General features: G+C 60.6%; 25 protein-coding genes. 14 read left to right on the top strand and 11 right to left on the bottom strand.

Annotated features, from left to right (window positions below; translation table 11 throughout):
* Positions 1 to 8 precede the first annotated feature (8 nt).
* The 4 genes from fghA to ACTIEN_RS05570 are packed head-to-tail and all read left to right on the top strand — an operon-like array spanning position 9 to position 2810.
* Positions 9 to 839, top strand: coding sequence for an S-formylglutathione hydrolase (fghA, locus tag ACTIEN_RS05585; RefSeq protein ID WP_439522122.1), 831 nt, complete (start codon positions 9 to 11; stop codon positions 837 to 839).
* Positions 836 to 1297 (top strand): YaiI/YqxD family protein, encoded by a 462-nt coding sequence (locus ACTIEN_RS05580; protein WP_439522121.1) that lies wholly within the window; start codon positions 836 to 838, stop codon positions 1295 to 1297. Before fghA ends, ACTIEN_RS05580 begins: the two co-directional genes overlap by 4 nt.
* On the top strand, positions 1294 to 1896 hold the full coding sequence (locus tag ACTIEN_RS05575) for an HAD family hydrolase (protein WP_439522120.1): 603 nt from the start codon (positions 1294 to 1296) through the stop codon (positions 1894 to 1896). The genes ACTIEN_RS05580 and ACTIEN_RS05575 overlap by 4 nt, the downstream gene beginning before the upstream one ends.
* On the top strand, positions 1893 to 2810 hold the full coding sequence (locus ACTIEN_RS05570; RefSeq protein WP_439522119.1) for an ornithine cyclodeaminase family protein: 918 nt from the start codon (positions 1893 to 1895) through the stop codon (positions 2808 to 2810). Before ACTIEN_RS05575 ends, ACTIEN_RS05570 begins: the two co-directional genes overlap by 4 nt.
* Before the next feature lie 60 nt (positions 2811 to 2870).
* On the opposite strand, the gene ACTIEN_RS05565 is transcribed toward ACTIEN_RS05570, so the two are convergent.
* From ACTIEN_RS05565 to ACTIEN_RS05550, 4 genes are all read right to left on the bottom strand, one after another.
* Positions 2871 to 4115, bottom strand: coding sequence for an MFS transporter (locus tag ACTIEN_RS05565; protein ID WP_439522118.1), 1245 nt, complete (start codon positions 4113 to 4115; stop codon positions 2871 to 2873).
* A 27-nt stretch (positions 4116 to 4142) separates the two neighbouring features.
* Entirely contained in the window at positions 4143 to 5006 is an 864-nt protein-coding gene (locus ACTIEN_RS05560) for a C40 family peptidase (RefSeq protein ID WP_439522117.1), read from the bottom strand.
* Positions 5006 to 6391, bottom strand: a complete 1386-nt coding sequence (locus ACTIEN_RS05555; RefSeq protein ID WP_439522116.1) for a leucyl aminopeptidase family protein — start codon at positions 6389 to 6391, stop codon at positions 5006 to 5008. Before ACTIEN_RS05555 ends, ACTIEN_RS05560 begins: the two co-directional genes overlap by 1 nt.
* 61 nt (positions 6392 to 6452) lie before the next feature.
* Positions 6453 to 6836, bottom strand: a complete 384-nt coding sequence (locus ACTIEN_RS05550) for a hypothetical protein (RefSeq protein ID WP_439522115.1) — start codon at positions 6834 to 6836, stop codon at positions 6453 to 6455.
* 146 nt (positions 6837 to 6982) lie between these two features.
* On the opposite strand from ACTIEN_RS05550, the gene ACTIEN_RS05545 reads away from it, so the two are divergent.
* Positions 6983 to 7633, top strand: coding sequence for a carbonic anhydrase (locus tag ACTIEN_RS05545; RefSeq protein WP_439522158.1), 651 nt, complete (start codon positions 6983 to 6985; stop codon positions 7631 to 7633).
* Here the strand turns inward: ACTIEN_RS05545 and ACTIEN_RS05540 are convergent, their stop codons facing one another.
* The gene (locus ACTIEN_RS05540) at positions 7634 to 7960 is read right to left on the bottom strand and encodes a hypothetical protein (RefSeq protein WP_439522114.1); all 327 of its coding nucleotides are present in this window, start codon (positions 7958 to 7960) and stop codon (positions 7634 to 7636) included.
* Between the two features lie 215 nt (positions 7961 to 8175).
* Here ACTIEN_RS05540 and ACTIEN_RS05535 point away from each other — a divergent pair, with 215 nt between their 5' ends.
* The gene (locus ACTIEN_RS05535; RefSeq protein WP_439522113.1) at positions 8176 to 9324 is read left to right on the top strand and encodes an exo-alpha-sialidase; all 1149 of its coding nucleotides are present in this window, start codon (positions 8176 to 8178) and stop codon (positions 9322 to 9324) included.
* Between the two features lie 84 nt (positions 9325 to 9408).
* Here ACTIEN_RS05535 and ACTIEN_RS05530 read toward each other — a convergent pair whose 3' ends face one another.
* Both ACTIEN_RS05530 and ACTIEN_RS05525 read right to left on the bottom strand, forming a co-directional pair.
* Complete coding sequence (locus tag ACTIEN_RS05530; RefSeq protein WP_439522112.1) at positions 9409 to 10431, bottom strand: aspartate-semialdehyde dehydrogenase; 1023 nt, start codon at positions 10429 to 10431, stop codon at positions 9409 to 9411.
* A gap of 104 nt (positions 10432 to 10535) precedes the next feature.
* The gene (locus ACTIEN_RS05525) at positions 10536 to 11378 is read right to left on the bottom strand and encodes a TIGR00730 family Rossman fold protein (RefSeq protein WP_439522111.1); all 843 of its coding nucleotides are present in this window, start codon (positions 11376 to 11378) and stop codon (positions 10536 to 10538) included.
* Positions 11379 to 11450: 72 nt separating this feature from the next.
* Between ACTIEN_RS05525 and ACTIEN_RS05520 the strand changes: the two genes are divergently transcribed.
* A complete protein-coding gene (locus tag ACTIEN_RS05520; protein WP_439522110.1) occupies positions 11451 to 12368 on the top strand; it encodes a threonine/serine dehydratase in 918 nt (305 codons plus the stop codon).
* Positions 12369 to 12389: 21 nt separating this feature from the next.
* Here the strand turns inward: ACTIEN_RS05520 and ACTIEN_RS05515 are convergent, their stop codons facing one another.
* Positions 12390 to 13466 carry a hypothetical protein gene (locus ACTIEN_RS05515; RefSeq protein WP_439522109.1) on the bottom strand — a complete coding sequence of 359 codons (1077 nt, stop codon included), beginning with the start codon at positions 13464 to 13466 and terminating at the stop codon, positions 12390 to 12392.
* Positions 13467 to 13660: 194 nt separating this feature from the next.
* On the opposite strand from ACTIEN_RS05515, the gene dapD reads away from it, so the two are divergent.
* Positions 13661 to 14488 (top strand): 2,3,4,5-tetrahydropyridine-2,6-dicarboxylate N-succinyltransferase, encoded by an 828-nt coding sequence (gene dapD / locus ACTIEN_RS05510; RefSeq protein WP_439522108.1) that lies wholly within the window; start codon positions 13661 to 13663, stop codon positions 14486 to 14488.
* A 27-nt stretch (positions 14489 to 14515) separates the two neighbouring features.
* Here dapD and ACTIEN_RS05505 read toward each other — a convergent pair whose 3' ends face one another.
* Positions 14516 to 14911 (bottom strand): rhodanese-like domain-containing protein, encoded by a 396-nt coding sequence (locus ACTIEN_RS05505; protein WP_439522107.1) that lies wholly within the window; start codon positions 14909 to 14911, stop codon positions 14516 to 14518.
* Between the two features lie 111 nt (positions 14912 to 15022).
* Here ACTIEN_RS05505 and ACTIEN_RS05500 point away from each other — a divergent pair, with 111 nt between their 5' ends.
* Positions 15023 to 15373 carry a hypothetical protein gene (locus ACTIEN_RS05500; RefSeq protein ID WP_439522106.1) on the top strand — a complete coding sequence of 117 codons (351 nt, stop codon included), beginning with the start codon at positions 15023 to 15025 and terminating at the stop codon, positions 15371 to 15373.
* Here the strand turns inward: ACTIEN_RS05500 and ACTIEN_RS05495 are convergent.
* Both ACTIEN_RS05495 and ACTIEN_RS05490 read right to left on the bottom strand, forming a co-directional pair.
* Complete coding sequence (locus ACTIEN_RS05495; RefSeq protein ID WP_439522105.1) at positions 15370 to 16449, bottom strand: Hint domain-containing protein; 1080 nt, start codon at positions 16447 to 16449, stop codon at positions 15370 to 15372. The genes ACTIEN_RS05500 and ACTIEN_RS05495 overlap by 4 nt on opposite strands.
* Positions 16446 to 18038 (bottom strand): Hint domain-containing protein, encoded by a 1593-nt coding sequence (locus ACTIEN_RS05490; RefSeq protein ID WP_439522157.1) that lies wholly within the window; start codon positions 18036 to 18038, stop codon positions 16446 to 16448. Before ACTIEN_RS05490 ends, ACTIEN_RS05495 begins: the two co-directional genes overlap by 4 nt.
* Before the next feature lie 271 nt (positions 18039 to 18309).
* Between ACTIEN_RS05490 and dapE the strand changes: the two genes are divergently transcribed.
* The 5 genes from dapE to ACTIEN_RS05465 all read left to right on the top strand — a co-directional run bounded on the left by dapE (position 18310) and on the right by ACTIEN_RS05465 (position 23889).
* On the top strand, positions 18310 to 19458 hold the full coding sequence (gene dapE / locus ACTIEN_RS05485) for a succinyl-diaminopimelate desuccinylase (protein ID WP_439522104.1): 1149 nt from the start codon (positions 18310 to 18312) through the stop codon (positions 19456 to 19458).
* A complete protein-coding gene (locus ACTIEN_RS05480) occupies positions 19455 to 19883 on the top strand; it encodes a GNAT family N-acetyltransferase (protein ID WP_439522103.1) in 429 nt (142 codons plus the stop codon). The genes dapE and ACTIEN_RS05480 overlap by 4 nt, the downstream gene beginning before the upstream one ends.
* A gap of 48 nt (positions 19884 to 19931) precedes the next feature.
* Complete coding sequence (gene rnr, locus ACTIEN_RS05475) at positions 19932 to 22220, top strand: ribonuclease R (protein WP_439522102.1); 2289 nt, start codon at positions 19932 to 19934, stop codon at positions 22218 to 22220.
* A 94-nt stretch (positions 22221 to 22314) separates the two neighbouring features.
* Positions 22315 to 22467 carry a hypothetical protein gene (locus ACTIEN_RS05470; RefSeq protein WP_439522101.1) on the top strand — a complete coding sequence of 51 codons (153 nt, stop codon included), beginning with the start codon at positions 22315 to 22317 and terminating at the stop codon, positions 22465 to 22467.
* Between the two features lie 78 nt (positions 22468 to 22545).
* Complete coding sequence (locus tag ACTIEN_RS05465) at positions 22546 to 23889, top strand: lytic murein transglycosylase (RefSeq protein WP_439522100.1); 1344 nt, start codon at positions 22546 to 22548, stop codon at positions 23887 to 23889.
* Positions 23890 to 23926 lie beyond the last annotated feature (37 nt).

Raw genomic sequence — 23926 nt, 5'->3', positions numbered from 1 at the left:
GGAGCGCCATGGAAACCGTTTCAGAGAATTTGTGCTTTGGGGGAGTACAGGGTGTGTATTCCCATGCGTCCGAGGCCTGCGGGTGTGACATGACCTTTGGTCTTTACCTGCCGCCAGCAGCCAAGGACAGGCCGGTTCCGGTGCTGTGGTATCTGTCGGGGCTGACCTGCACACATGAAAACGCGATGACCAAGGCGGCGGCGCAGGGGTTTGCCGCAGAGGCGGGCATGGCCGTGGTGTTTCCCGACACGTCGCCGCGCGGTGAAGGTGTGGCAGATGACGAGGCGTATGATCTTGGCAAGGGTGCGGGGTTCTATGTGAACGCGACACAAGACCCTTGGGCGCCGCATTTCCAAATGTGGGACTATGTGGCAACCGAGTTGCCCGCGCTGTTGGGAGCCGAGTTCGCGATTGATCTGGATCGGCAGGCGATCACCGGGCATTCGATGGGTGGCCATGGCGCGTTGACGCTTGCGATGGCCCTTCCGGGGCGGTTTGCGTCGGTATCGGCCTTTGCGCCGATTGCCAATCCGAGCCAAAGCGATTGGGGTCGCAAGCAGTTGTCAGCGTATCTGGGGTCCGATGAAGGCGCATGGGCCAGACATGATGCGACGGTTCAGATGCAGGTGGTCGGGTTTGATGGGCCCGTGTTGGTGGATCAGGGCGGATCGGATCAGTTTCTAGAGTTACTGAAGCCCGAGGTGCTGTCTCATGCGATGGCAGCACGGCGTCAGGACGGGGTGTTCCGGATGCAAAAGGGCTACGATCATTCGTATTTCTTTGTCTCGACCTTTATCCCCGACCACATCGCGTTCCACGCCGACGCGCTTGGGCTGTGACCCGGCTTTTCGTCGATGCCGACGCCTGCCCGGTGAAGGGGGAGGCGGAACGCGTGGCGACGCGGCACAAGGCACAGATGTATCTTGTGTCGAATGGCGGGTTGCGACTGTCGGAAAATCCATATGTCGAGGTGGTTGTCGTGCCCGATGGGCCGGACGTGGCCGATATGTGGATCGCGGATCGAGCCGGGCGTGGGGATGTCGTGATCACCGGAGATATTCCGCTGGCGGCACGCTGTGTCGAGAACGGAGCGCGCGTGCTCAAGCACAATGGCGAGCGGCTCGATGCGCGCAATATCGGGCAGGTGCTGGCGACGCGCGACCTGATGACCGACCTGCGGGCGGCGGACCCGTTTCGGCAGGGCGGTGGCAAAGCGTTTTCGAAGGCGGACCGGTCGCGGTTCCTCGAGGCCTTGGAGCGTGAGATGCGGGCGGCAGCGCGGGAGACCCCGCAATGATCCGCGCGGTGGTGTTCGACATCGGCAATGTCCTGATTGAATGGAACCCGGAACGGTTCTTTGACGCAACGCTTGGCGCGGAACGGCGCAAGGCCTTGTTTGCAGAGGTGGATTTGCACCAGATGCACGAGGCAGTGGACCGTGGCGGAGACCTTGCCACAATCGTGCAGGATTGCGCGCGGGCCAATCCGGACTGGACGGCAGAGATCCTGTTGTGGCGGGATCACTGGCTTGATCTGGTCGGGCCTGAAATCACGCCGTCCGTGACAATCCTGCGCGACTTGAAAACGCGCGATGTGCCGGTCTTTGCGCTTTCCAATTTCGGGCGCGGGACGTTCGAGATGGCGCTGCCGGTCTATCCGTTCCTCGTGGAGTTTGATCGCACCTACCTGTCTGGCCATATGGGTGTGAACAAACCCGAGGCCGAGATTTTCCGACGGGTCGAAGACGATTGTGGCGTTGCGCCCGAGGCGCTGTTGTTCACCGATGATCGCGCCGACAATATCGCGGCCGCCGATGCACGCGGATGGCAGACCCACCTGTTCGAAGGGGCCGCCGGGTTCCGCGCCCGATTGCAGAAAGAGGGGCTTTTGCCATGACGACACCCGTGATGATTCCGTTTGCCGAAGGTGAGGCACAGTTGAACTGGCTTGGCGTGACAGATGCAATTGCGGCGGGGCATGATTTGCCCAAAGCCAAGATCGCGGACAGTTTCCTGTACCGGGGCAAGGACACCCTTCTCAATCGTGCGGCGTGGATTGACGGGCTTGGGCTCGCCGTGAAATCCGCGACGATCTTTCCAGGCAACGGGGCCAAGGGAGATCCGGTCGTGAACGGTGGCGTGTCGCTTTATTCGGATGGCGACGGGACACTGTCGGCGATCATCGACTTTCACCTTGTGACCAAGTGGAAAACTGCCGGGGACAGTCTTTTGGCGGCACGGCGGCTGGCGCGGCCTGACAGCAAGACCATCGTGATTGTTGGCGCGGGCACAGTGGCCACGTCCCTGATCGACGCGTATTCAGCCGCGTTTCCGCAGGCCAGTTTCCTGATCTGGAACCGGACAATCGAGAAGGCGCAGGCCTTGGCTGAACGGTTCGGGCATGTGACGGCGGCGCCGGATTTGGCGGAGGCGGTTGCGCAGGCGGACATCGTGTCCTGTGCGACCATGTCGACCACGCCTGTTCTAAGGGGCGATTGGCTGCGCCCCGGCACACATCTGGACCTGATCGGGGCATACCGGGCTGACATGCGGGAGGCGGATGACGTTGCGTTGACGCGGTCGCGGGTGTTCGTGGATTCCCTGGACACCACAGTTGGACATATCGGTGAGCTGAAAGAGCCGATTGCGCGAGGTGTGATCGCAGCCAGCGATATCGTCGCGGAATATTACGATTTCACGGCGTTCAAACGGCAATCAGAGGACGAGATCACGCTGTTCAAGAATGGCGGCGGGGCGCATCTGGATCTGATGGTCAGTCGCTACATTCTGGATCGCTGGCAGGCGCGGTAAGGCCGGGAACAAGATGCGTCGACGCATCTTGCCGTTTCCGTCAACGGAAACGCGCACCTGTCAGGCAGCGAGCGGTGTCGGCTGACGTTCCTCTCGGATCGGCAGGTGGACAATCGCGCTGAACGCACCGACACCGACTCCGATCCACCAGACCAGCGTGTAATCGCCGTAAAGGTCATACATCCGCCCTCCAAGCCAGACGCCCATGAAGCTGCCAAGCTGGTGGCTGAAGAACACGATCCCGTACAGCGTGCCCATGTAGCGCAGCCCGTAAATATGCGCGATCAGGCCCGAGGTAAGCGGCACCGTGGCAAGCCAGAGGGACCCCATTGCGACGGAGAACAGGATCACCGTTGTGGGTGTGATCGGGAACATAATGAACATCGCGGCAATGATGGTGCGGGCCGTGTAGATGCCTGCGAGGAGATATTTCTTGGACCACCGGTTCCCGGCCCAGCCTGCCGCCAGGGTGCCGACGATATTCATCAGCCCGATGAGCGAGATCGACACCGCGCCCAGCGCAGAGGTCGTCGTGATGCCGACGGCATAAAGCGCACCACCGGGTTGGATCGGACCACAGAGTTCGGTCACGAAGGCCGGAAAATGCGCGGTGACGAAGGCAAGCTGATAACCGCAGCTGAAAAAGCCAACGAAGATCAGCGCATAGGATGGATCGCGGAAGGCGCGCACCAGAATGGTGCCCATGCTTTCCTCGAGTTCGGCCTTGCTGGCGATGGGTACGGGAGAGCGCATGAAGGGAAGAACAAGCGTCACGGCAAGGATGATGGCGGCGAACCACAGGAACACCATTTGCCAGCTCATCAACGTCAACATCCATTCGGCCATCGGTGCGCCAAAAACCTGACCGCCGCTGCCAGCTGCCGTTGCGATGGCAAGGCTCATGGAGCGGTTTTCGTTGGAACTGGCCCGACCTACCACAGCAAGAATGACGCCGAACCCTGTTCCAGCGACTCCGAACCCCACGAAGATTTCGTAGAATTGATGTGCGGTGGGCGTAACAGCGAAAGACGACAGCACCAGCCCTGCGGCATAGATCAGCGCGCCAAGGACGATCGCCTTACGGTCCCCGATCTTTTCGGCAAGCGCGCCGAAGAGCGGCTGACCAATTCCCCAAGCCAGATTCTGGATCGCGATGGCAAGAGAGAATTCGCTGCGCAGCCAGCCGAATTCCTCGGCGATGGGGATTTGGAACACGCCAAAGCTTGCCCGGATCGCGAAAGACACCATGATGATGATGCAGCCGCCGATCAGGACTGGTGTGAAGATGGAGGCGCGCGCTTGCATGAGACCGATCCGGAAAAGGTGTCGCGATTAGACGTCTTTTCGACCCAGCGTCAAGCGCGCGTGGCGCAGGACAGGGTCACCGTGTTCGGCAATCCTGCGGATCGCGCCTTGGAGCGGTTCATAGGTCACCGACATGGAATGTGCATTCGCGTGCAGGAGCGTGTCGGGGTCGGAGACCCAACCGACATGACCTTTCCAGTACAGCAGATCTCCGCGTTGTGGCGGGGTCTTGGGGTCGAGCGTTGTTCCCAACTGCGCCATTTGCTGATCGCTGTCACCGGGACAGGAAATTCCGCAGGCGCGGCAGGCGATCTGCACCAGGCCGGAGCAGTCGATCCCGAAGGCGGAATTCCCGCCCCAGACATACGGCGTGCCGAGCAAGCCTTCAGCAACAGTCACCGGATCGGAGTCATTGGCGTCCAATGGGGTCAGATGGCGGGTCGGAACAAAAAGATCATGCGGCACGCCCGTGATCGTTGACCATTTGTCGTCTGTCGACGTGACGCGGACCTCTGATCCAAGGGACAGCGGCACATGTTCACCCCTGGTGGCTTTGAAATCGGGAGCCGCGAGCGCCATGGTCTGGCGGGCGGATACGCGGTGCGTTGCGCGGTCATCAAGGGGGGACAGCATCCGGGCATCGACATAGCCGGTGTAACCGTCGTGCAGAGCATATCCAAAGGCCCAGCCCTTGACGGTCTCAAGCACATTGAAGGATTGCCCCCAAAGCAGTTCGCGGTCGCGATCCCCGAAAGGCGACTTGCAAAGCGCGGCCCTGGGCGGACAGACAACGCGATGCACCTGGCCGTCGGTAAACCGCTCTGCCGTGACCTGCCCCTTGAGAGAGCTGTGTGCCACCGTGCCGTTGGACCTGAATTGGCGTCGGTCCATCAAAGGCCCAACAGGTCCGGCAAAGCCGCGAACAGCGCCCGCGCGCCCTGCAACGCGCCGCCTTTGGGGCGACCGGGCGCAGCGGTAGGTTGCCAGCCATAGATGTCGAAATGGATGTAACGGTCGTCTTCCTTGACGAAACGGCGCAGGAACAGTGCGGCGGTGATCGCGCCGCCAAAGCCGCCTTTGGGCGCATTGTCGAGGTCTGCGATGCCGGGCTCGATCATCGGTTCGTAGGGGGTGTGGAAGGGCAGCCGCCAGACCGGGTCGGCCATGCGCCGCGCAGACAGATCCAGCGCGGTCGCCGCATCATCGTCATCGGTGAAATAGGGCGCAAGATCGGGACCGACGGCAACGCGGGCTGCCCCGGTCAGGGTGGCCATCGACACGATCAGGTCGGTTTTTTCCTCGGCGGCGAAGGTCAGCGCGTCGGCCAGAACAAGGCGGCCTTCTGCATCGGTGTTGTTGATCTCGACGGTCAGTCCCTTGCGCGAGGTGAGGATGTCCTGCGGGCGAAAGCTGTTGGCGCTCACGGAGTTTTCCACTGCCGGGATCAACACCCGCAGACGGACCTGAAGGCCCGACGCCATGATCATGTGTGCAAGGCCCAGCACGTTGGCTGCCCCGCCCATGTCCTTTTTCATTAGCCCCATCGAGCTGCCGGGCTTGAGGTTGAGACCACCGGTGTCGAAACACACACCCTTTCCGACCAGAGTGATCCGGGGGCCGCGATTGCCGCGCGACATGTCGATCAGCCGCGGCGCGCGATCCGAGGCACGGCCGACCGTGTGGATCATCGGGAAATTGTCGGCCAGAAGCGCCTCACCTGTTGTGACGGTGATTTTCGCGTTGTGCCGTTTCGCGAGAGCCCGCGCCGCGGTTTCAAGCTCTTGCGGACCCATGTCAGAGGCCGGGGTGTTGATCAGGTCGCGGGTCAGAAACTCTGCCTCGGCCATGATGGAGACCCTTTCCCCGTCAACGCCGTCCGGGGTGACAAGGGTCGGACGCTCGACCTTGGTGTCGCGGTATCGGTCGAAGGCATAGCTGGCCAGCAACCAGCCCAACGCCTCTTGTTCGAGGTGATCCTGTTCGATCCCGCTGTCGATCCGGTAGGTGCCGGGAGCGAGTTTGGTCATGGCCGCCGCCAGCGCAAAACGGTCACGATTGCGGAGCGCTTCGGTTCCGTAACCGATCAACGCCGCCTCTGGCTGGCCCAGATCGTTGGGAATCATCAGCGCCGCACCGATGGCCCCTTTGAAGCCGCTAGACTCGACCCAGGTGCGGATACGATCGCTTTGCTGGCCTGCCCAGAGCGCCACGTCATCGGCCCCCAGAACATGAAGCGGCAACGCATCAGTGCCCGCGGGCGCAAGTGCAACGGTCATGGAATTCCCCTTCTCAGACATGCGGGAAAGGTACGCCCTTGACCGGTCGCTGCAAGCGGAATCAGAGAGAGAGGTCCATTCCTATCTCGGCACAGGAGATTGCCATTTCCCCGCAGCGCAGCATCCGGCACAGGGTCGCCGCGATGGCAACGGCATCGCCCTGATCAATGCAGATCAGCACGTCCCGTCCGACCCGAGCCAGGCCCAGCAGGCCGATCTGTTCGGCGATCGGGATGAGCGCATGAACGGATTTGCGCAATCCAAGCAGATTCCCGTCGCCATAGTCATCGCGGATCTGCAAGAACCGCTCGGCCATGTCCTCGAGCGCGCGACACAGGATGTTTTCGGCTACACTGGATCCCAGATCGCGGCTAAGCGCGTTCAGGGTGTCTTCGTCGAAATACGCGGTGTCTCGCGGATGCAAAATCGAGATTTGCTCCACCATGTGAATTCCTTTCTCACCCCAACCCGATGTCCTCTATCGCAGGCATGCCTTTCCATCAGGTAACGATCCCGACTGTTTTTCTCTCGAATTCCGATCAATTTCGACGTATCCCGCAAAGAGCCACGACCATGGAGGCGAAGGATTTCATGAACGCTGCAAAGCCGCTGCCTGCATATCTTATCCAAAGATATCAGGGCTGGAAGGCCACGACCTATTCGGACAACCGTGCCTGGTACAAGCGTCTGGCAAACGAAGGCCAGCGTCCCCGTGCGATGGTGATTTCCTGCTGTGACAGCCGTGTGCATGTGACATCGATCTTTGGGGCCGATCAGGGTGAGTTCTTCATTCACCGCAATATCGCGAACCTCGTGCCGCCATATGAACCCGACGGCGATCATCACGGCACGTCGGCGGCGGTGGAATATGCGGTGACCGCGCTGAACGTGGCGCATCTGATCGTGCTTGGGCATTCGAATTGCGGGGGGGTTCAGGGCTGTCTCGACATGTGTTCCGGCAACGCGCCCCATCTCGAGGAACAGTCAAGCTTTGTGGGGCGCTGGATGGACATCCTGCGACCGGGCTATGAGAGGGTGAAGGCCGCGCACAAGGATGAAGACCAGATTCGCGCGCTGGAAAAGGAATCGGTGATTGTCTCGCTCGAGAACCTGATGACGTTTCCCTTTATCCGCGAGGCAGTTGAGCAGGATTTGCTGACTCTGCACGGATTGTGGACCGATATCGGGGAAGGCGGGCTGGAGTTTTTCGAACCGAAAACCCGGTCGTTCCTGCCGGTCTGATCAGTTCCTAAGTGTGGCGGTCGCGCCGCTGCAATCGGTGCGCAGCTTCGGCCGCCCCAGCCGATCGGCCAGTCGCGACAAGGGCGATCCGATCATCGAACCGGTGCAGACGGGTCTGCCGCTTTCGTCTTCCAGAACCAGGTGTCCCCGCCGAAAGGTGATGGCATAGCCTTTGGTCGCCAGACGATGGCACAGATCGCCCCAGCTTGTCGCGCGTTCGAAATGCGGGAGAAGGACCGTTCTCAGCAACATTGCCGTTTCACTGTCAAGAGGCAGCGGCAGGCCTTTGGATTGATCGGCTTCAAGGGGAACGGACTGAACGGCCATCGGGGGCACCTATACATTTTTAATCACATTCAACACGGTGCGAGCCAATTGCGGCAAGAATTGGGCAACGAAAAGAGCGCCCCGATGGTGTGAAAAACGCGCAACAGATGGAAGGGTTCCGTGAACGGACCAATGCCAGAACATGACCGTTGCGAAAAACGGGCTTCGGTGACACTCTGACCCCATCCTTGCGCGCTTTTGGAGGTCTGCCAGTTATGACTGTCGCCGTGCATCTGCTTGTTGGCACCACCAAGGGTGCCTTTATCCTGACCAGTACAGACCGGGACGTGTGGGATGTCAGTGGACCGCACTGCAACGGATGGACGATCAACCACATGGCCGGCGACCCCGACAGCGGCACGCTTTGGGCCGGCGGCGGGGGCGACTGGTACGGTGCGGGGGTCTGGCGATCGTCGGATGGCGGCGCAACATGGACACTCTGCAAGCTGTCGCCTGGCCAAATGGATGAATGGGCCGCCAATGATCCCGACTTTGCGGCGATGATCGGATGGGAGGATACGCCAGCGTTGTTTGACGATCTCCATTCGGTGTGGGCGCTACATCATGCGCATGGCGCGCTTTGGGCCGGTGCAAAGCCGGGAACGCTGCTGAAAAGCACAGATGGCGGGTTGAGTTGGCAAAGGAACGACGCCTTGGCCGATTTCGAGGGGCGCGAAGACTGGAGTCCCGGCGGGGCGGGTCTGACCTTGCACACCATTGTCACCGCGCCGGACGATCCGGGGAAGATCTGGCTTGGAATATCGGCTGCCGGTGTGTTTGCCTCCGAGGATGGCGGGCAAAGCTGGGAACGGCGGAACCGGTTGTCGAATGCCGAGGCCTGCAAACACCACGACCACCCCGCAGGGCCGCGTGACGGCCAAACCGGCCATTGCGTCCACAACATGGTGCGCGCCCCGGGGTCGGACCTGTTGTACCAGCAGAACCATCACGGGGTCTGGCGGTCCAACGATGGCGGTCGCCATTGGGATGACATCACCACCGGTCTGCCCTCGACCTTTGGTTTTCCAATTGTGGTGGATCCGAATGATCCGCAGGTGATCTGGACACTGCCGCTGAACGGGGACAGCGCCGGACGGTATCCCCCCGATGCAAAAGCCGCCGTCTGGATGTCGCGTGACGGTGGCGATACCTGGGAGGCCACGCGGGACGGGCTTCCGCAGGAGCATTGCTTTTTCACCGTGCTGCGACAGGCCATGACCACCGACCGCCACAAGCAGGCAGGGGTCTACTTTGGCACAAATACGGGGTCGGTCTTTGCCAGCACCAATGGCGGCACGCGATGGAACGAAGTGGCGCGACACCTTCCCACGGTCCTATCCGTCGAAGCGGTCGAGATGGGGTGAGCTTTCCCATGAAAAAGGCTCTCCAAATTGTATTGGAGAGCCTCGTTTTAGTGGACAGATATTGCCCAGCTTATCGGTTCAAGCTCATCCCTTTTTCAAGACTTCCCGACCCAGCACTTCGGCAATCTGCACCGCGTTCAGGGCAGCGCCCTTGCGCAGGTTGTCGGACACGCACCAGAGGTTGATGCCATTGTCGATGGTCGAATCCTGTCGGATGCGGCTGATGAACGTCGCGAAATCGCCGACACATTCCTTGGGTGTGACGTAGCCACCATCCTCGCGTTTGTCGATCACCATGATACCGGGGGATTCCCGCAGGATGTCGCGGGCTTCGTCCTCGTCGAGATGGTCTTCGAATTCGATGTTGATCGCTTCGGAATGGCCAACAAACACAGGAACACGGACGCAGGTCGCAGTGACCTTGATCGACGGATCAATGATCTTTTTCGTCTCGGCGACCATCTTCCACTCTTCCTTGGTCGATCCGTCCTCGAGGAACACGTCGATATGCGGAATGACGTTGAAGGCGATGTCCTTGGGATAGACCTTGCGCTGGTAATTGTCGGTCGGGTTGTAAACCGCCTTGGTCTGGTCCCACAATTCGTCGATTGCGTCTTTGCCGGAACCGGACACCGACTGGTAGGTGCTGACCACAACCCGCTTGATCCGCGCGCGGTCGTGCAGCGGCTTGAGCGCGACAACCATCTGCGCAGTCGAGCAGTTGGGATTGGCGATAATGTTCTTCTTGGAATAGCCGTGAATCGCATCGGCATTACATTCCGGCACGATCAAGGGAACGTCCGGATCGTAGCGATAGAGCGACGAGTTATCGATCACCACGCAGCCCGCCTTGGCCGAGATCGGCGCGTATTTCTTGGTCGCTTCCGATCCGATGGCAAACAGCGCGAAATCCCAGCCGGTGAAATCGAACGTGTCGAGATCCTGCGTCTTCAGCGTCTTGTCGCCAAAGCTGACCTCCGTCCCCAGCGACCGGCGCGACGCAAGTGCTGCGATCTCGTCCACGGGGAACTGGCGCTCGGCCAGAATGTTCAGCATTTCGCGGCCCACATTTCCGGTGGCGCCTGCAACGACGACTCTGTAGCCCATTTGGCTCTCCTTTCGCTTGCCAGCCCTCTGGTCGGTCTCGGGCCTGACTGAGCGTGGCTCATACAGGACATGCCGCGCACGCGAAAGGGGGAACCCCGCTTGGCTCAGCGTCCCGGAATATCGCTGCGCGGCGGCGCGGGATCCCAGTTCTCGATAATGTCGGCCGCCTCTTGGGCGTTTTCGACAAAGCGGAAAAGATCAAGGTCTTCCCGGCTGATTGTACCTGCGTCTGCCAGCGCTTCCCAGTTGATGATCTTTTCCCAGAACGCCCGGCCGAACAGCAGGAACGGCACCCGGTCCATGCGTCCCGTCTGGATCAGGGTCAGCGATTCGAACATTTCATCCAGCGTACCGAACCCGCCCGGAAAGACGCAGATCGCACGCGCGCGCATCAGGAAATGCATCTTGCGGATCGCGAAGTAGTGAAAGTTGAAGCACAGATCAGGCGTGACGAATGCGTTCGGAGCCTGTTCATGCGGCAGCACGATGTTCAGGCCGATGGATTTACCGCCCTCTTCCGACGCGCCGCGATTGCCTGCTTCCATGACGCCGGGGCCACCGCCGGTGACGACGACAAATTCGCGCCCCTGCGCCGAAATGGATTTGCGGGTCATCAGCCGGGCGAAATCGCGCGCCTCGTCATAGAAATGCGACAGATCGGCCAGCGTTTTGGTGCGTGCCTTGTCAGCGTCCGCCGGGCGCGGAATGCGTGCGCCGCCGAACAGCACCACCGTGCTCTCAATCTGGTGTTCGTCCAGCATCAACTGCGGTTTCAACAGCTCCAGCTGCAACCGCACTGGGCGCAGTTCCTCGCGGCACAGGAATTCGTCATCAGCAAAAGCCAACCGATACGCCGGAGACCGTGTCTGTTCCGTATCCGGGACGTGGCTTGCCGTGCTCCGGTCCAGACCAGCATCGCGGAACGGGCTGTTGCGGTGATCGTTCATGTGGATCGGTTCCTTGTTCCTGTTCCGACAGACCTATAGCGTCACATCAGAAGACACCAGAGAGGCAGCGCCGTGACGTGGCAAGACACCATCAATACAGCGGCAGACCGGATTTCCGGGCATATCGTCAAGACTCCGGTTTTGCGCAGTGACGCGTTTGGACATGTGGTTGACTTGAAACTGGAACAGACCCAGCACACGGGCAGCTTCAAGACACGCGGTGCGTTCAACACGCTGTTGGCCTCGGACGTGCCGGAGGCCGGTGTCGTGGCCGCGTCCGGCGGCAATCACGGGGCTGCGGTGGCCTTCGCGGCGCAAAGGCTGGGCCATCGGGCGAAGATCTTTGTACCCGAGATTGCCGGTCCGGCGAAGATCGCGCTGATCGAACGGACCGGCGCGCATTTGACCGTGGTGCCCGGGGAATACGCCAACGCGCTTGAACTGGCAGAGCGCGAGGCGTCCGAAAGCGGTGCGATGCAGATCCATGCCTATGACGCGCCGCTGACGGTGGCCGGGCAAGGCACGCTGATGCGCGAATGGGAAGAACAGGGGCTTGAGGCCGACACGGTGCTGATCGCGGTTGGCGGTGGTGGTCTGATTGCCGGGGCGCTGGCGTGGCTGGGCGACAGGCGCAAGGTGGTGGCGGTGGAACCGATGACCTCGTGCGCGCTGCATTCCGCACTGGAGGCTGGCGCACCGGTTGACGTCGCCGTGTCCGGGGTGGCGGCAAACGCGCTTGGGGCGCGACGCATCGGTGGCATCTGTTTCGATTTGGCCAAGGCTGCGGGCACGGACTGCGTGCTCGTGTCCGACGGGACGATTATCGAGGCACAGCAAGCCCTTTGGCAGGCGCATCGGCAATTGGTCGAACCCGCCGGAGCCACGGCACTGGCCGCGCTGATGTCCGGGGTCTACAAACCTGAACCCGGTGAACGGGTCGCGGTCTTGGTCTGCGGCGGCAATATCGCGCCGGATCCGACGATCGTTTGACCGTTCAGGGAGCACGGCCCCCTAGGATCGGGACAGCAGACAATATCGCACCATCCGGTAGTTCTTTTGGAACTCCTGTCGTTCAATGCCGGATTTGGGAGACGGTATCCCGAACAGATATCCTTTCTTATACTGGAACGAATAGTCGTTGAGCCATTTTAGGAAATAATCGAGTTCGCGTGGATTGACTGCGAGGTTCTTGCTCATACCCATCTTCGCGCCGCCAGACGGATCCAGCGCATCGTAGTCGCGAAACCCCGAGTCAGACGCCTTGTTGGTGATCAAGACCCAATGGTCGCCCTTTGTAAAGTCGCCCTCGTGCTTGTCTTTGTAATCAACATGCGCCGCGACAACGCCACCTGCACCGATATGGCCATCGACATGAGCCACTGGATTGGCCGGAAGCGGGCTGTCCCCTTTTTCGAGCCCGAAACGCGAAATTTTCATTCCCAGCAGAGGCGCCAGTGCAAACGGGTTCAGGCCGGCTGTTGTATAGCATGCGTTGTTCTTGGCGATATCATTGGCATGCACCGGTGTCAGGTCTTTCGCCAGAACGCCGGCCGGCCAAACGGAGGTCGGTCTTCCAATGCCTGTTGCGGCCATGGTCATCGTACACAGGAAACAACCCTCTTGGGAAATCGTCACGTCCTTTCCCTTATTCTGATATCCTAGGGTCTGGGTTTTGTATGACCCTTGATTGTAAGCCTTGAAGCCAGCGTTCGACAAAGCATCGCCGATGGCGGGCAACGTTGGAGTGACATCAACAGGCGCAATGCCACCTGCGCCCACCGCCGCTGTCAACGCGGTCCAGGTCTTGCCTCTTGGATCCACACGTCCGTCGCATCTATCAAGCGACCACCACATGACTTTCTGCTGAAATTGCACGACAGCACTTCCCGTAAAGGCAGCAGCGTTCGGGTCGGGATCCTGCTTTAGGGAAAGACCGTCCCCGTTCAGCAGACCGGCACCGGAACAGGCATCCCGAAACCGGGAGTTGCCGTAAATCTGCATGTCGAGAAGAAATCGAACCTCAGTCAGATCTTTGGAGAGATTGATACCTCCCAACCCAACCGAGCACGTCAGGTGTTCCTGCGTCATGAATGTTCCTTAAGAATTGGTCCACAAAAAATGCTTGTCTGATAAATTTCCAAAGCAGCTTATCCGCGTTCCAAAATCCCGCAAGTCTTTCTTGGCCCTCTGCGACGGGATCGAAACCGGTCCCCTTCCATGTGGCGTTGCCCCTGACGTTCTGATTGCGTAAGGAGCATCGACCGGACACCGAGGAGACCACAATGAACACCACCAGCCTGGAATCTGCCATCGAAGCCGCGTGGGACGCGCGCGATACCATCACCCCGTCGACAGGCGGCGAAACCCGCGAAGCGATCGAGGATACGCTGAACGCGCTGGATAGCGGCCAATTGCGGGTTGCCGAACGTCAGGACAATGGCGACTGGCTTGTCAATCAGTGGGCAAAGAAAGCCGTGCTTCTTGGCTTCCGGATCAAGGACATGGAACAGCACGACAACGGCCCACAAGGCGGCGGCTGGTGGGACAAGGTCGACAGCAAGTTCAAGGGCTGGGGCGACAACCAGTGGCGCGCGGCGGGCTTTCGCGCGGTGCCGAATTGCATCGTGCGGAAATCGGCCTTCATCGCTCCGGGTGTGGTGCTGATGCCGTCTTTTGTGAACCTTGGGGCCTATGTCGACGAAGGCACGATGGTCGACACCTGGGCGACCGTCGGGTCCTGCGCGCAGATCGGCAAGAACGTGCACCTTTCGGGCGGTGTCGGGATCGGTGGTGTGCTTGAGCCCATGCAGGCGGGGCCGACCATCATCGAGGACAATTGCTTTATCGGTGCACGGTCGGAAGTGGTTGAAGGGTGCATCGTGCGCGAAGGGTCGGTTCTGGGGATGGGCGTGTTCATCGGCCAGTCGACCAAGATCGTGGATCGCGAAACCGGCGACGTGATGTATGGCGAAGTGCCGCCCTATTCGGTTGTGGTGGCCGGGTCGATGCCGTCGAAGAACGGGATCAACCTCTATTGCGCGGTCATCGTAAAGCGGGTGGACGAGCGGACACGTTCAAAGACCGGCATCAACGAGTTGCTGCGCGATTGATCGTGGTGGTGCGTGCGAGCACGCACCCTACGGCTTTTTGGTGGGCTTCTCTCCTATCGTGCCGCCCGCCTTTTTCCAGCCACCGAACCCATCGGTGATGTGGCTGACATTCTCCAGCCCCATGTCTTGCGCCACCTGCGCCGACAACGCTGATCGCCAGCCTGACGCACAGTAGAACACGAACCGGTTGCCTGTTTGAAACTGCGGTTTGGCGTATGGGCTGTCAGGGTCGATCCAGAATTCCAGCATCCCGCGCGGGCAGTGAAACGCGCCGGGGATCATGCCCTCGCGTTCCAATTCGCGCGGGTCGCGCAGGTCGACAAAGGTCACGCCGTCCTGGCCGAGTAGCCCCATCACCTCGGAGGCCGGGGCGTGATCGACCACGTCGTTTGCGGCGGCCACCATGTCTTTGACGGATTTCATATCGCTTCTCCCTGATTTGCGCGCAGTATGCGCACCAGGGCGGCAGCAACAACCCTCGACGCGCGCGGGCTTTCGTGGCACATGCAGCGCACCCCACATACAGGCCGCACCATGAGCGACACTCCCAAGAAGCCCAAGAAACCCCATTCAGTCTATACGCTTGTGGTCGAGGTTGGCCGCAAGACCGGCGATGGCCTGCCCAAAGGGGCGACGGGGGCTGGCTTGATGTGCTACGCGTCCGGTGTCGATGAGGCCGAAGCGGTGCGGGAAACCGTGGCGATCCTGAAGCAGGCGGATATGGCGCCGCTGGATGTGACGGGCTATGGAACGCTGGAAGAGCGCAAGGAACAGGGTCACGAGATCGAAGCGGACGAAATCGAGCTGATGCAGAAGGCGCTGGACGAAAACGCGGTGATCGTCGCGCAGGTGACACCCTATTTCGGCGAGACCGACAAAGGTTAGGCGGCGCGTGCCTCGGCCAGGGAAATCGCCTCGAAGGCGCGCAAGACCTGATATCCGGCACGGTGATGTTCCGGCAAAAGGGCGCGTGGCAGATCGCCCAACACAGATGCCGCCAGTTGCACCTTATCGCGCCGCATCCGCCCGATATACAACGTTTCCAGCGCCGCGTCCGGGATACGGACGGCATCATGATGCGGCAGCAACAGCTGGTGATAGGTCACGAAACGAGGCGCAGGTTCATAGTGACCGGCATAGCCGTTGACCAGGGCAGAGGCCGGGATCAGAACCTCTTCGCGCCCGAACAGGTATTCCACCTCGGCTCCGCTGACCAAGAGCCGTTGGTGACGCGACACCACGACATCCTGCGTCAGGCCGAAATAGGGCGCGCGCAGACGGACGGGGCGGAACGACCCAAGGCTTGGCACGCTGCGGTGGACCATGTGCAGGACCGGAACCAGCTTGCCATTGGCAGAGCGCACGACATCGCCCTGTTTCAGCGTGGTCGCAAGGCGCACACCCTGCCCGGTCTCAAGCGGAACCGAGGGCGACAGGGTTGGCATCGGGCCAACCGGTTCAATCTCGGTCGAGAGGGCGACGAAGATCACGTCCGGGTCAATTTCAGTCAAGCCCTGCGGATGCGCCAGCGCCACCATATCCGCCAGCAACGGCGCACGGGTCATGGCGAAGTGCCGGATCAGGACATGCTCGGTTTCCGGGCGCGCCACCGCAAGGCGCCCTGCCTTTTTGGCCAGATCCCAACTGATGGTGACCTGCAACGTGTCGGTGCGCGCCTCGCGCCCGCGCTCGACCACTTCGTGAACCACGTCATCGCCCAGCGCGATCACAAGAACGAGGCTGCCGTGCGGTGTGGACATGAGCGAAAAACTGGTTGGCGTCGCACCGTCGCATTTGTAGCTGATCAGGGTCTGGGGACGGGCATCCGGCGACAGGCGGGTTTCCAGCATGACCGATCCACGCGGCACGCAGGCGCGGGGGCGTTTGACAAGAATATCCTCGACATCCTCGCGCACCCAGGGACGGCGGGTGTCGCAGTCCAGCAATGCAAACCAGTTCATGCAGCGGCCCCGAACAACATCCGGGCTTCGTGCTTTTTCAGGATCTGGCGGGCGGCATCCCCATAGCCTTCGCCGGTTTCAAGATCGAGATCCGGGAACAGAGAGGCGATCTCTTCCACGATGGCATCCTCGAACGCATCCACGGTTTGCGGGCCGGGCAGAAAGCTTTCGGTGGCAAGGCCATTGGCCATGACAATCTCGTGCTGATCGAACAGCAGATGTACATAGGTGACACTGCCACCTTCGACTGTCTGCACGGTGCGTCCGTTCACAAGATGCTTGGCCGCCACGAGAACCTCGGGAGTGCCAAAGACCAGATCCGCAAGTGGGTCGCGGACAAGGATGCGGTGTTGCGGAGACAGCATCAGGTTCGCGTGATCACCAAACGTTCCCGCGTTCACCCGCACCGGCGCAAATGATCCTGTCGCGGCAACCGTCCGCTGACCGATCCAGCGCAAAGGCTGCAAGCCCCGATCCATCGTCCAGACAAGATCGTCCGGCCGCAGGGACTCGACAGCGACTTGCCCGGTCTCGGTCTGAATTAGCGTTCCGGCGACAAAGCAGGGCACGGTCGCAATCGTCACGAAACCAACATCGGTTTCGCCGTTGGCGCTTTCGACCTCGTAGGTGAAGTTCACGGTTTCGAAATCTGAATCCGACGTGACGGACAGTGTCCCATCCGCGTTCAGCGACACGACCTGCCCCGTACTCAGCGTGACGCTGTCGCCCACATTGACCGCGATACCGTTGATATGCGTGATCGTCAGCGCGTTGCCGGTGTTGTTGATGTCGTTGTCCAGAACGTCCAGCGTCTTGGTGCGGTCGGTGTACATGTTGACGATGTCGGACCGGGCCACCAACGCCGTCTGGATCGAGTCACCTGCAATCAGCAAGTTGGAATCGTAGCTTGAATCGGCAACATCCGCGATGCCGATGCGGATCGAGTTCACTTCATCCGGAACCACCGTCATGGTCAAGGTCAGCGTGACAGTGAACCCGTCCATTTCTGTGTTGTAATCGTCTCCGGTGTTGTCCCGGAACAGGTTCACGTTTGCCGTCGTGTTCAGGTTGGCAGGATCGACGTCCCCGTTGCCGGCGATGATGTTCACCTGCGAACCGTTGACCCAGACGCCGACGAAATCCTGGTAAATCGAGTCTGTGAATTCGGGGTATTCCTCGGAGGAGAAGACAAACCGCATGGTCATCGTGCTTTCATCCGGGATGAAATCAATGTCCAGATACGAGGCGTCGTAGGTGTTGGTCCCGGCAGCCGCGTTGAAGGAAGAATTGTTGTTCTGACCGCTTGTGTTCGTCGAGGTGGAGTCACTGACGTTCGGGTCGTTTCCGCCATTCCACCACTGCGAAGGCGCGCGGGTAAAGTCGGCTGCCCGTCCGGTGGACAGGATCACCCCGGTGTCGCCCGGCGTCACTCCGGGAGTAAGCGCATCACCGTTCTGGTAAATGGCAGACGATCGGTTGTCGCCGGAATAGCTGGCGTTCACCACGGTGACACCCGTGCCAAAGATCGTCTCGGCCATCGCCGTGGCGCTTGCATTGGTGGTGTAGCTAAGCTCTGCTGCTGTTGCCATTTTCGCCTCAAATCGGCGCGAGGCACTTGCCAGCGGCGCATCCAACACGACCGGTGTTTTCACCGTATCGCGCCCGCCATCTGGTTGCTGCTCTGCCTCAAGCCTTATATTTATTATTAACCAAACGTTAACACAGCCATAGTGCCAGTGTCATCTATGTGATCCTGCGCAATGCCCGTGGCCTTTCCCAAATTGCGTCCTTTTCGCCACATTTGCCTCTGACCGCGCTTGGCGGTAGCCAATGCAAAACACCGACGAAGGGGGCCATGCCATGACACAGACCGATCCCGTTGACCTGACCGCCGCGCTTGTGCGCTGTCCCTCCGTGACTCCCGAGGAAGGCGGTGCTTTGACGGTGTTGCAGACCCTGCTGGAAAACGCCGGTTTTGCCTGCACCCGTGTGGATCGCGGCGGCGTGTCGAACCTGTTTGCGCGCTGGGGCGACAAGGGACACGCCCGCAGCTTTGGGTTCAACGGGCATACGGATGTGGTGCCGCTTGGCAATCCCGACGACTGGTCGATGCCGCCTTTCGGGGCCAAGATCAAAGACGGCATGCTTTATGGACGAGGGTCGACAGACATGAAGTCCGGGGTTGCGGCTTTTGTCGCCGCCGCCATCGACTTTGTAACCGACACGCCCCCGGATGGGGCGGTGATCCTGACCATCACGGGAGACGAGGAAGGTGACGCGATCGACGGCACTGTTGCCTTGCTGGACTGGATGGCGATCGAAGGTGAACAGATGAGCGTCTGTCTTGTCGGCGAACCCACCTGCCCTGACCGGATGGGCGAGATGATGAAGATCGGGCGGCGCGGGTCGATGAACGCGTGGTTCAAGGTGACCGGCACACAGGGCCATTCCGCATACCCGCATCGCGCGCTCAACCCGATGCCTGCCATGGCGCGGTTGATGGATGTGCTTGCGTCGCATGAGTTGGACCGCGGGACGGACCATTTCGATACGTCCACGCTTGCCGTGGTGACCATCGACACGGGCAATTCAGCAACAAACGTGATCCCTGCCGAAACCCGTGCCTGTATCAATATCCGCTTCAATGACATCCACACTGGGGAAGGCCTGTCCTATTGGCTGCGCGATGAGGCGGCCAAGGTCGATGCCGCGTTCGGCACCAGGACGGATGTGAAGATCAAGATTTCGGGCGAGGCGTTTCTGACCCCGCCGGGACCGCTGTCCGACCTGATCGGCAAAGCGGTCAAGGCCGAGACAGGCATAGCCCCGGAACTGTCGACAAGCGGAGGCACATCCGATGCGCGCTTTGTCAAGGATCACTGCCCGGTGGTGGAATTCGGCCTGGTTGGCCAAACGATGCACGCCGTCGATGAAAGGGTTGCGGTTGATCAGGTTGTTCAACTCAAGGCGATCTATGCCCGCATCCTGAAGGACTATTTCGCACAATGACGGTCACGATTGCACAGGTCACGGACCCGACAGCTTGCTACACATTGCGGTACACGGTTTTTGTCGAGGAACAGAACGTCCCGCCTGATCTTGAACGCGACGATCTGGATGCAACTGCAATCCACCTGCTTGCAACGGTCGCGGGAACCCCCATGGGAGCAGCCCGCATCGTGCTGGGCGGTGAGACCGGCAAGATCGGGCGTGTTTGTGTCTTGCGGCCTGCGCGCGGCACCGGGTTGGGCGCCGCCCTGATCCGCGAGGCGCTCGACATTCTACGGGAAATGCCGGGGATTTCCCGCGCCACGCTTGGCGCCCAGATCGACGCGCTTGGGTTCTACGAAAAGCTGGGGTTCACGGCCTATGGCGGTGTTTTTGACGATGCCGGGATTGATCACCGCATGATGGAACTGCGCTTCGCCGCGTAATGCGACTTTCACCATGACGCGCCCCGGCCGGCGTGCTACCTCAGCGATATGAACAAGCTGCCGACCAAAGCCGATATCCTTGAATGGATCTCCGCGAACCCGACTCTCACCGCGAAACGTGATATTGCCAAAGCCTTTGGCATCAAGGGGGCTGCGCGGATTGATCTGAAACGCCTGCTCAAAGAGCTTGAGGCCGAAGGTCATCTGGAAAAGCGCAAGAAAACCTATCGCGACCCGGATCGGCTTCCGCCAGTGAGCGTGTTGCAGGTCAAGCAACCCACACCTGACGGTGATCTTTTTGCGCGCCCGCTGGAATGGCATGGCGAAGGCGTGGAGCCGATTGTCCTGATCGTGCCGCGCGCCAGTGATCCGGCCCTTGGCGAAGGGGACCGCATCCTTGCCCGCATGCAGGTTGTCCACGAAGAAGACCACAATTACGAGGCGCGCCTGATCCGCCGAATTGGCACCAACCCGCGCAAGGTGGTCGGCATCTTCAAAAAGGGGTCCGACGGTGGCCGCATCAAGTCCATCGACAAAGGCGCGGACAAGGAGTGGGTCATTGCCGCCGATGCCACCGGCGGGGCCAAGGATGGCGAACTTGTCGAGGCAGAACAGGCCGGGCCGAAAGATCGCATGGGCCTGCCGCGCGCACGGATCACCGAACGTCTGGGCGATCCGTCAGCACCGCGCGCGGTGTCGCTGATCGCGATTCACCAGCATGGCATTCCCGACAGTTTTCCGGACGACGTTATCGCCGAGGCCGACGCGATGAAACCCGCAGGCCTCGCGGGGCGCACCGATATGCGGGACATGCCGCTGATCACCATTGACCCGGTGGATGCGCGCGACCGCGACGATGCGTGTCTTGCCCATGCGGACGATGATCCCAAGAACGCCGGGGGCCATGTGATCTGGGTCGCCATCGCGGATGTGTCCCACTACGTCACCTCCGGCTCTGCACTGGATGACGAGGCGCGGAAGCGCGGCAATTCCAGCTATTTTCCAGACCGCGTCGTGCCGATGCTTCCCGACCGCCTGTCCGGTGACCTTTGTTCGTTGCACGAAGGTGTGCCGCGTGCCTGCGTCGCCGTGCGCATGGTGATCGACGCCCATGGCAACAAGCTGAGCCACAGGTTTCAGCGCGGGTTGATGCGCTCGGGCGCGTCGCTGGACTACCGCACGGTTCAGGACGGGATGGATGGCACCCCGAATGACAAGGTCGCGCCGTTGATGGACGACGTGATCCGCCCGCTTTATGCCGCCTACGCCGCGCTGGCCGAGGCCCGCAAACGGCGCCAACCGCTTGATCTTGATCTGCCGGAACGCAAGATCATCCTGGCCGAGGATGGAACTGTGACATCGGTCAACTTTGCCGACCGTCTGGATGCCCATAGGCTGATCGAAGAGTTCATGATCCTTGCCAATGTGGCCGCCGCAGAAACGCTGATCGCCAAACGCACGCCGCTTCTGTTCCGGGTCCACGAAGAACCTCCCCCCGAAAAGCTGGAAGCGCTGCGTGAAACGGCAGAGGCGGCGGGGCTGACTCTGGCCAAGGGTCAGGTTCTCAAGACGGCGCAATTGAACCGTCTCCTGCACGATGCCGCCGGGTCCGACGAGTCCGAGTTGATCAACCTCGCCACGCTGCGGTCGATGACTCAGGCCTATTACAACCCCGAAAACTTTGGGCATTTTGGCCTCGCCTTGCAGAACTATGCACATTTCACGTCGCCGATCCGGCGCTATTCCGACCTGATCGTGCATCGCGCGCTGATCACGGCACACGGCTGGGGTGACGACGGGCTGTCGCCGCACGATATCGACCGCATGGAGGCCACCGCCCAGCACATCAGCGATACGGAACGTCGGTCGATGATGGCCGAAAGGGATACCACCGACCGCTATCTGGCGGCGTTTCTGTCGGATCGGATCGGTGCCGAATTCGGTGGTCGCATCAGCGGCATTGCCCGCTTTGGCGTGTTTGTGAAACTGGACGAAACCGGCGCGGACGGGCTGATCCCGATCCGGTCTCTGGGCAATGAATATTTCCACTTCGATGCCGACGCGGCGACGTTGATGGGGTCGAACACGGGAACGCTGATCACCTTGGGGCAACGGGTGACGGTCAAGCTCATTGATGCGGCTCCCGTGACAGGTGGTATCGGGCTCGAACTTCTGACACTGGAAGACGCCGAATTGCCAAGCGGAACAGGCAAAGGCCGCATGGGGCGCGGAACACGTCCGACGGGCAAAGGCGGACCAAAACGATCCGCCGCCAAGGCCAAAAAGAAATCCGCCAAGACCAAACGAAAGGTCACGCGGCAACGGCGGAACGGCTGAGCTTTGGATAAAGCGCGGCCCGACCGCTTCTGACAAGCGCGCAAAGCCTTGTCCCTTGAGGCCCGCACGCACCTGCCGCCGCATCATGCCAACGATGACACGACGCATCGGTGCCGGAACGCTGCCAAAGGCAATCGGCATCATCTTTGCCCAGCACCGATCCTTCCGTTCTGGACGCGTTCCGTTGCTGAAAACCTACCTGGAAAACCTCAATGCGGCGGCAGGAGACCGCTTGGTTGCGTTTTGATTGCTTCGCAATTGGACGCAATCGCGTTAGAATTCGGGCAAGTTCGACAAACGGACACGGGCAGCAGGATATTCGGATATGCGCATTCAGGTGATCGCTTCGATTTTGGCACTGACGGGAACACTGGCTGCGGCGGGGTCGGTGGAGCAATCGCTCAGACCAATGAGCCGCAGCGCGGAAAAGGATGTGGTCAGCCGCAATGCGGTGTCCCTGATATCCATGATCGCGCCCCAGAATTCTTTGCGACCCACGTTGCGCCCTGCCGTGTCGCCTGAGCCTGAAACCCTTGTTCCGGCCGCAACCGAGGCCGGGTTTGCGGACTGGATTTCCAGGTTCCGGGAACGCGCGCTTCGGCAGGGGATTTCCGGGGCGGTGTTTGACCGCGCCTTTCGGGGCGTATCTTATGATGCCGACGTGATCCGCCGCGACCGCAACCAATCGGAATTCACAAAGACAATCTGGGATTACCTTGACAGCGCCGCCTCTGACGCGCGGGTCAGCAACGGGACGGCAGCGTTGCGCAAACATGCTGCTCTGCTTGATCAGATCGAGGCGCGATACGGCGTCGACAAAGACGTCGTCGTGGCGATCTGGGGGCTGGAGTCCGCCTATGGCACGTTTCGCGGGTCAAACCCGGTTATCGGATCACTGGCGACACTGGCCTATGATGCCAGACGCAGTGCATTTTTCGAGGCGCAACTGATTGACGCCCTTCGCATCCTGCAAAGCGGCGATGTGACACCGGCGGATTTTACCGGAAGCTGGGCCGGAGCGATGGGCCACACGCAGTTCATACCGTCTTCGTATCAGTCGCTGGCGGTTGATTTCGACGGTGATGGCAAACGCGACATCTGGTCGGACAACCCGGCAGATGCGCTTGCCTCGACGGCGAATTACCTGGCCCGGAACGGCTGGGTCAAAGGTGCGCCATGGGGGATTGAGGTGACACTGCCGCAGGGCTTTGACTACACGCTGGCGAACCGGGACATCAAGAAGACAACAGCGGACTGGGCCGCGATGGGTGTTGTGACACTGGACGGACAACCGTTCGGCGATCATGGAAAGGGGTCCGTGCTTTTGCCAGCAGGGGCCAAGGGGGCGGCGTTCCTGATCTTCAAGAATTTCGACGTGATCGAGACGTACAACACGGCCGATGCCTATGTGATCGGTGTCGGCCATCTGAGCGACCGGATCACCGGCGCGGGTCCGATCCGATCGAACTGGCCCCGCGAGGATCGCGCGCTGAGCTTTGCCGAACGTATGGAGATGCAGCAATTGCTGACGGCCAAAGGGTTCGATACCAAGAAAATTGATGGAAAAGTCGGACCATTGACCATCAACGCAGTGCGGGCGTTCCAGACATCCATCGGGGATATTCCAGATGGCTACGCCTCTTTGAACATCCTCAAGAAACTGCGTTAGAGTCCTGAGCAAAGCGGTGGGTTCAAACCCCCGCGAC

It is taken from the genome of Marivita sp. (assembly GCF_051859345.1).
Classification (GTDB): Bacteria; Pseudomonadota; Alphaproteobacteria; order Rhodobacterales; family Rhodobacteraceae; genus Marivita.
Note: the sequence above shows the minus strand (reverse complement) of the source record. Positions and strands in the feature narration are given on the sequence as shown.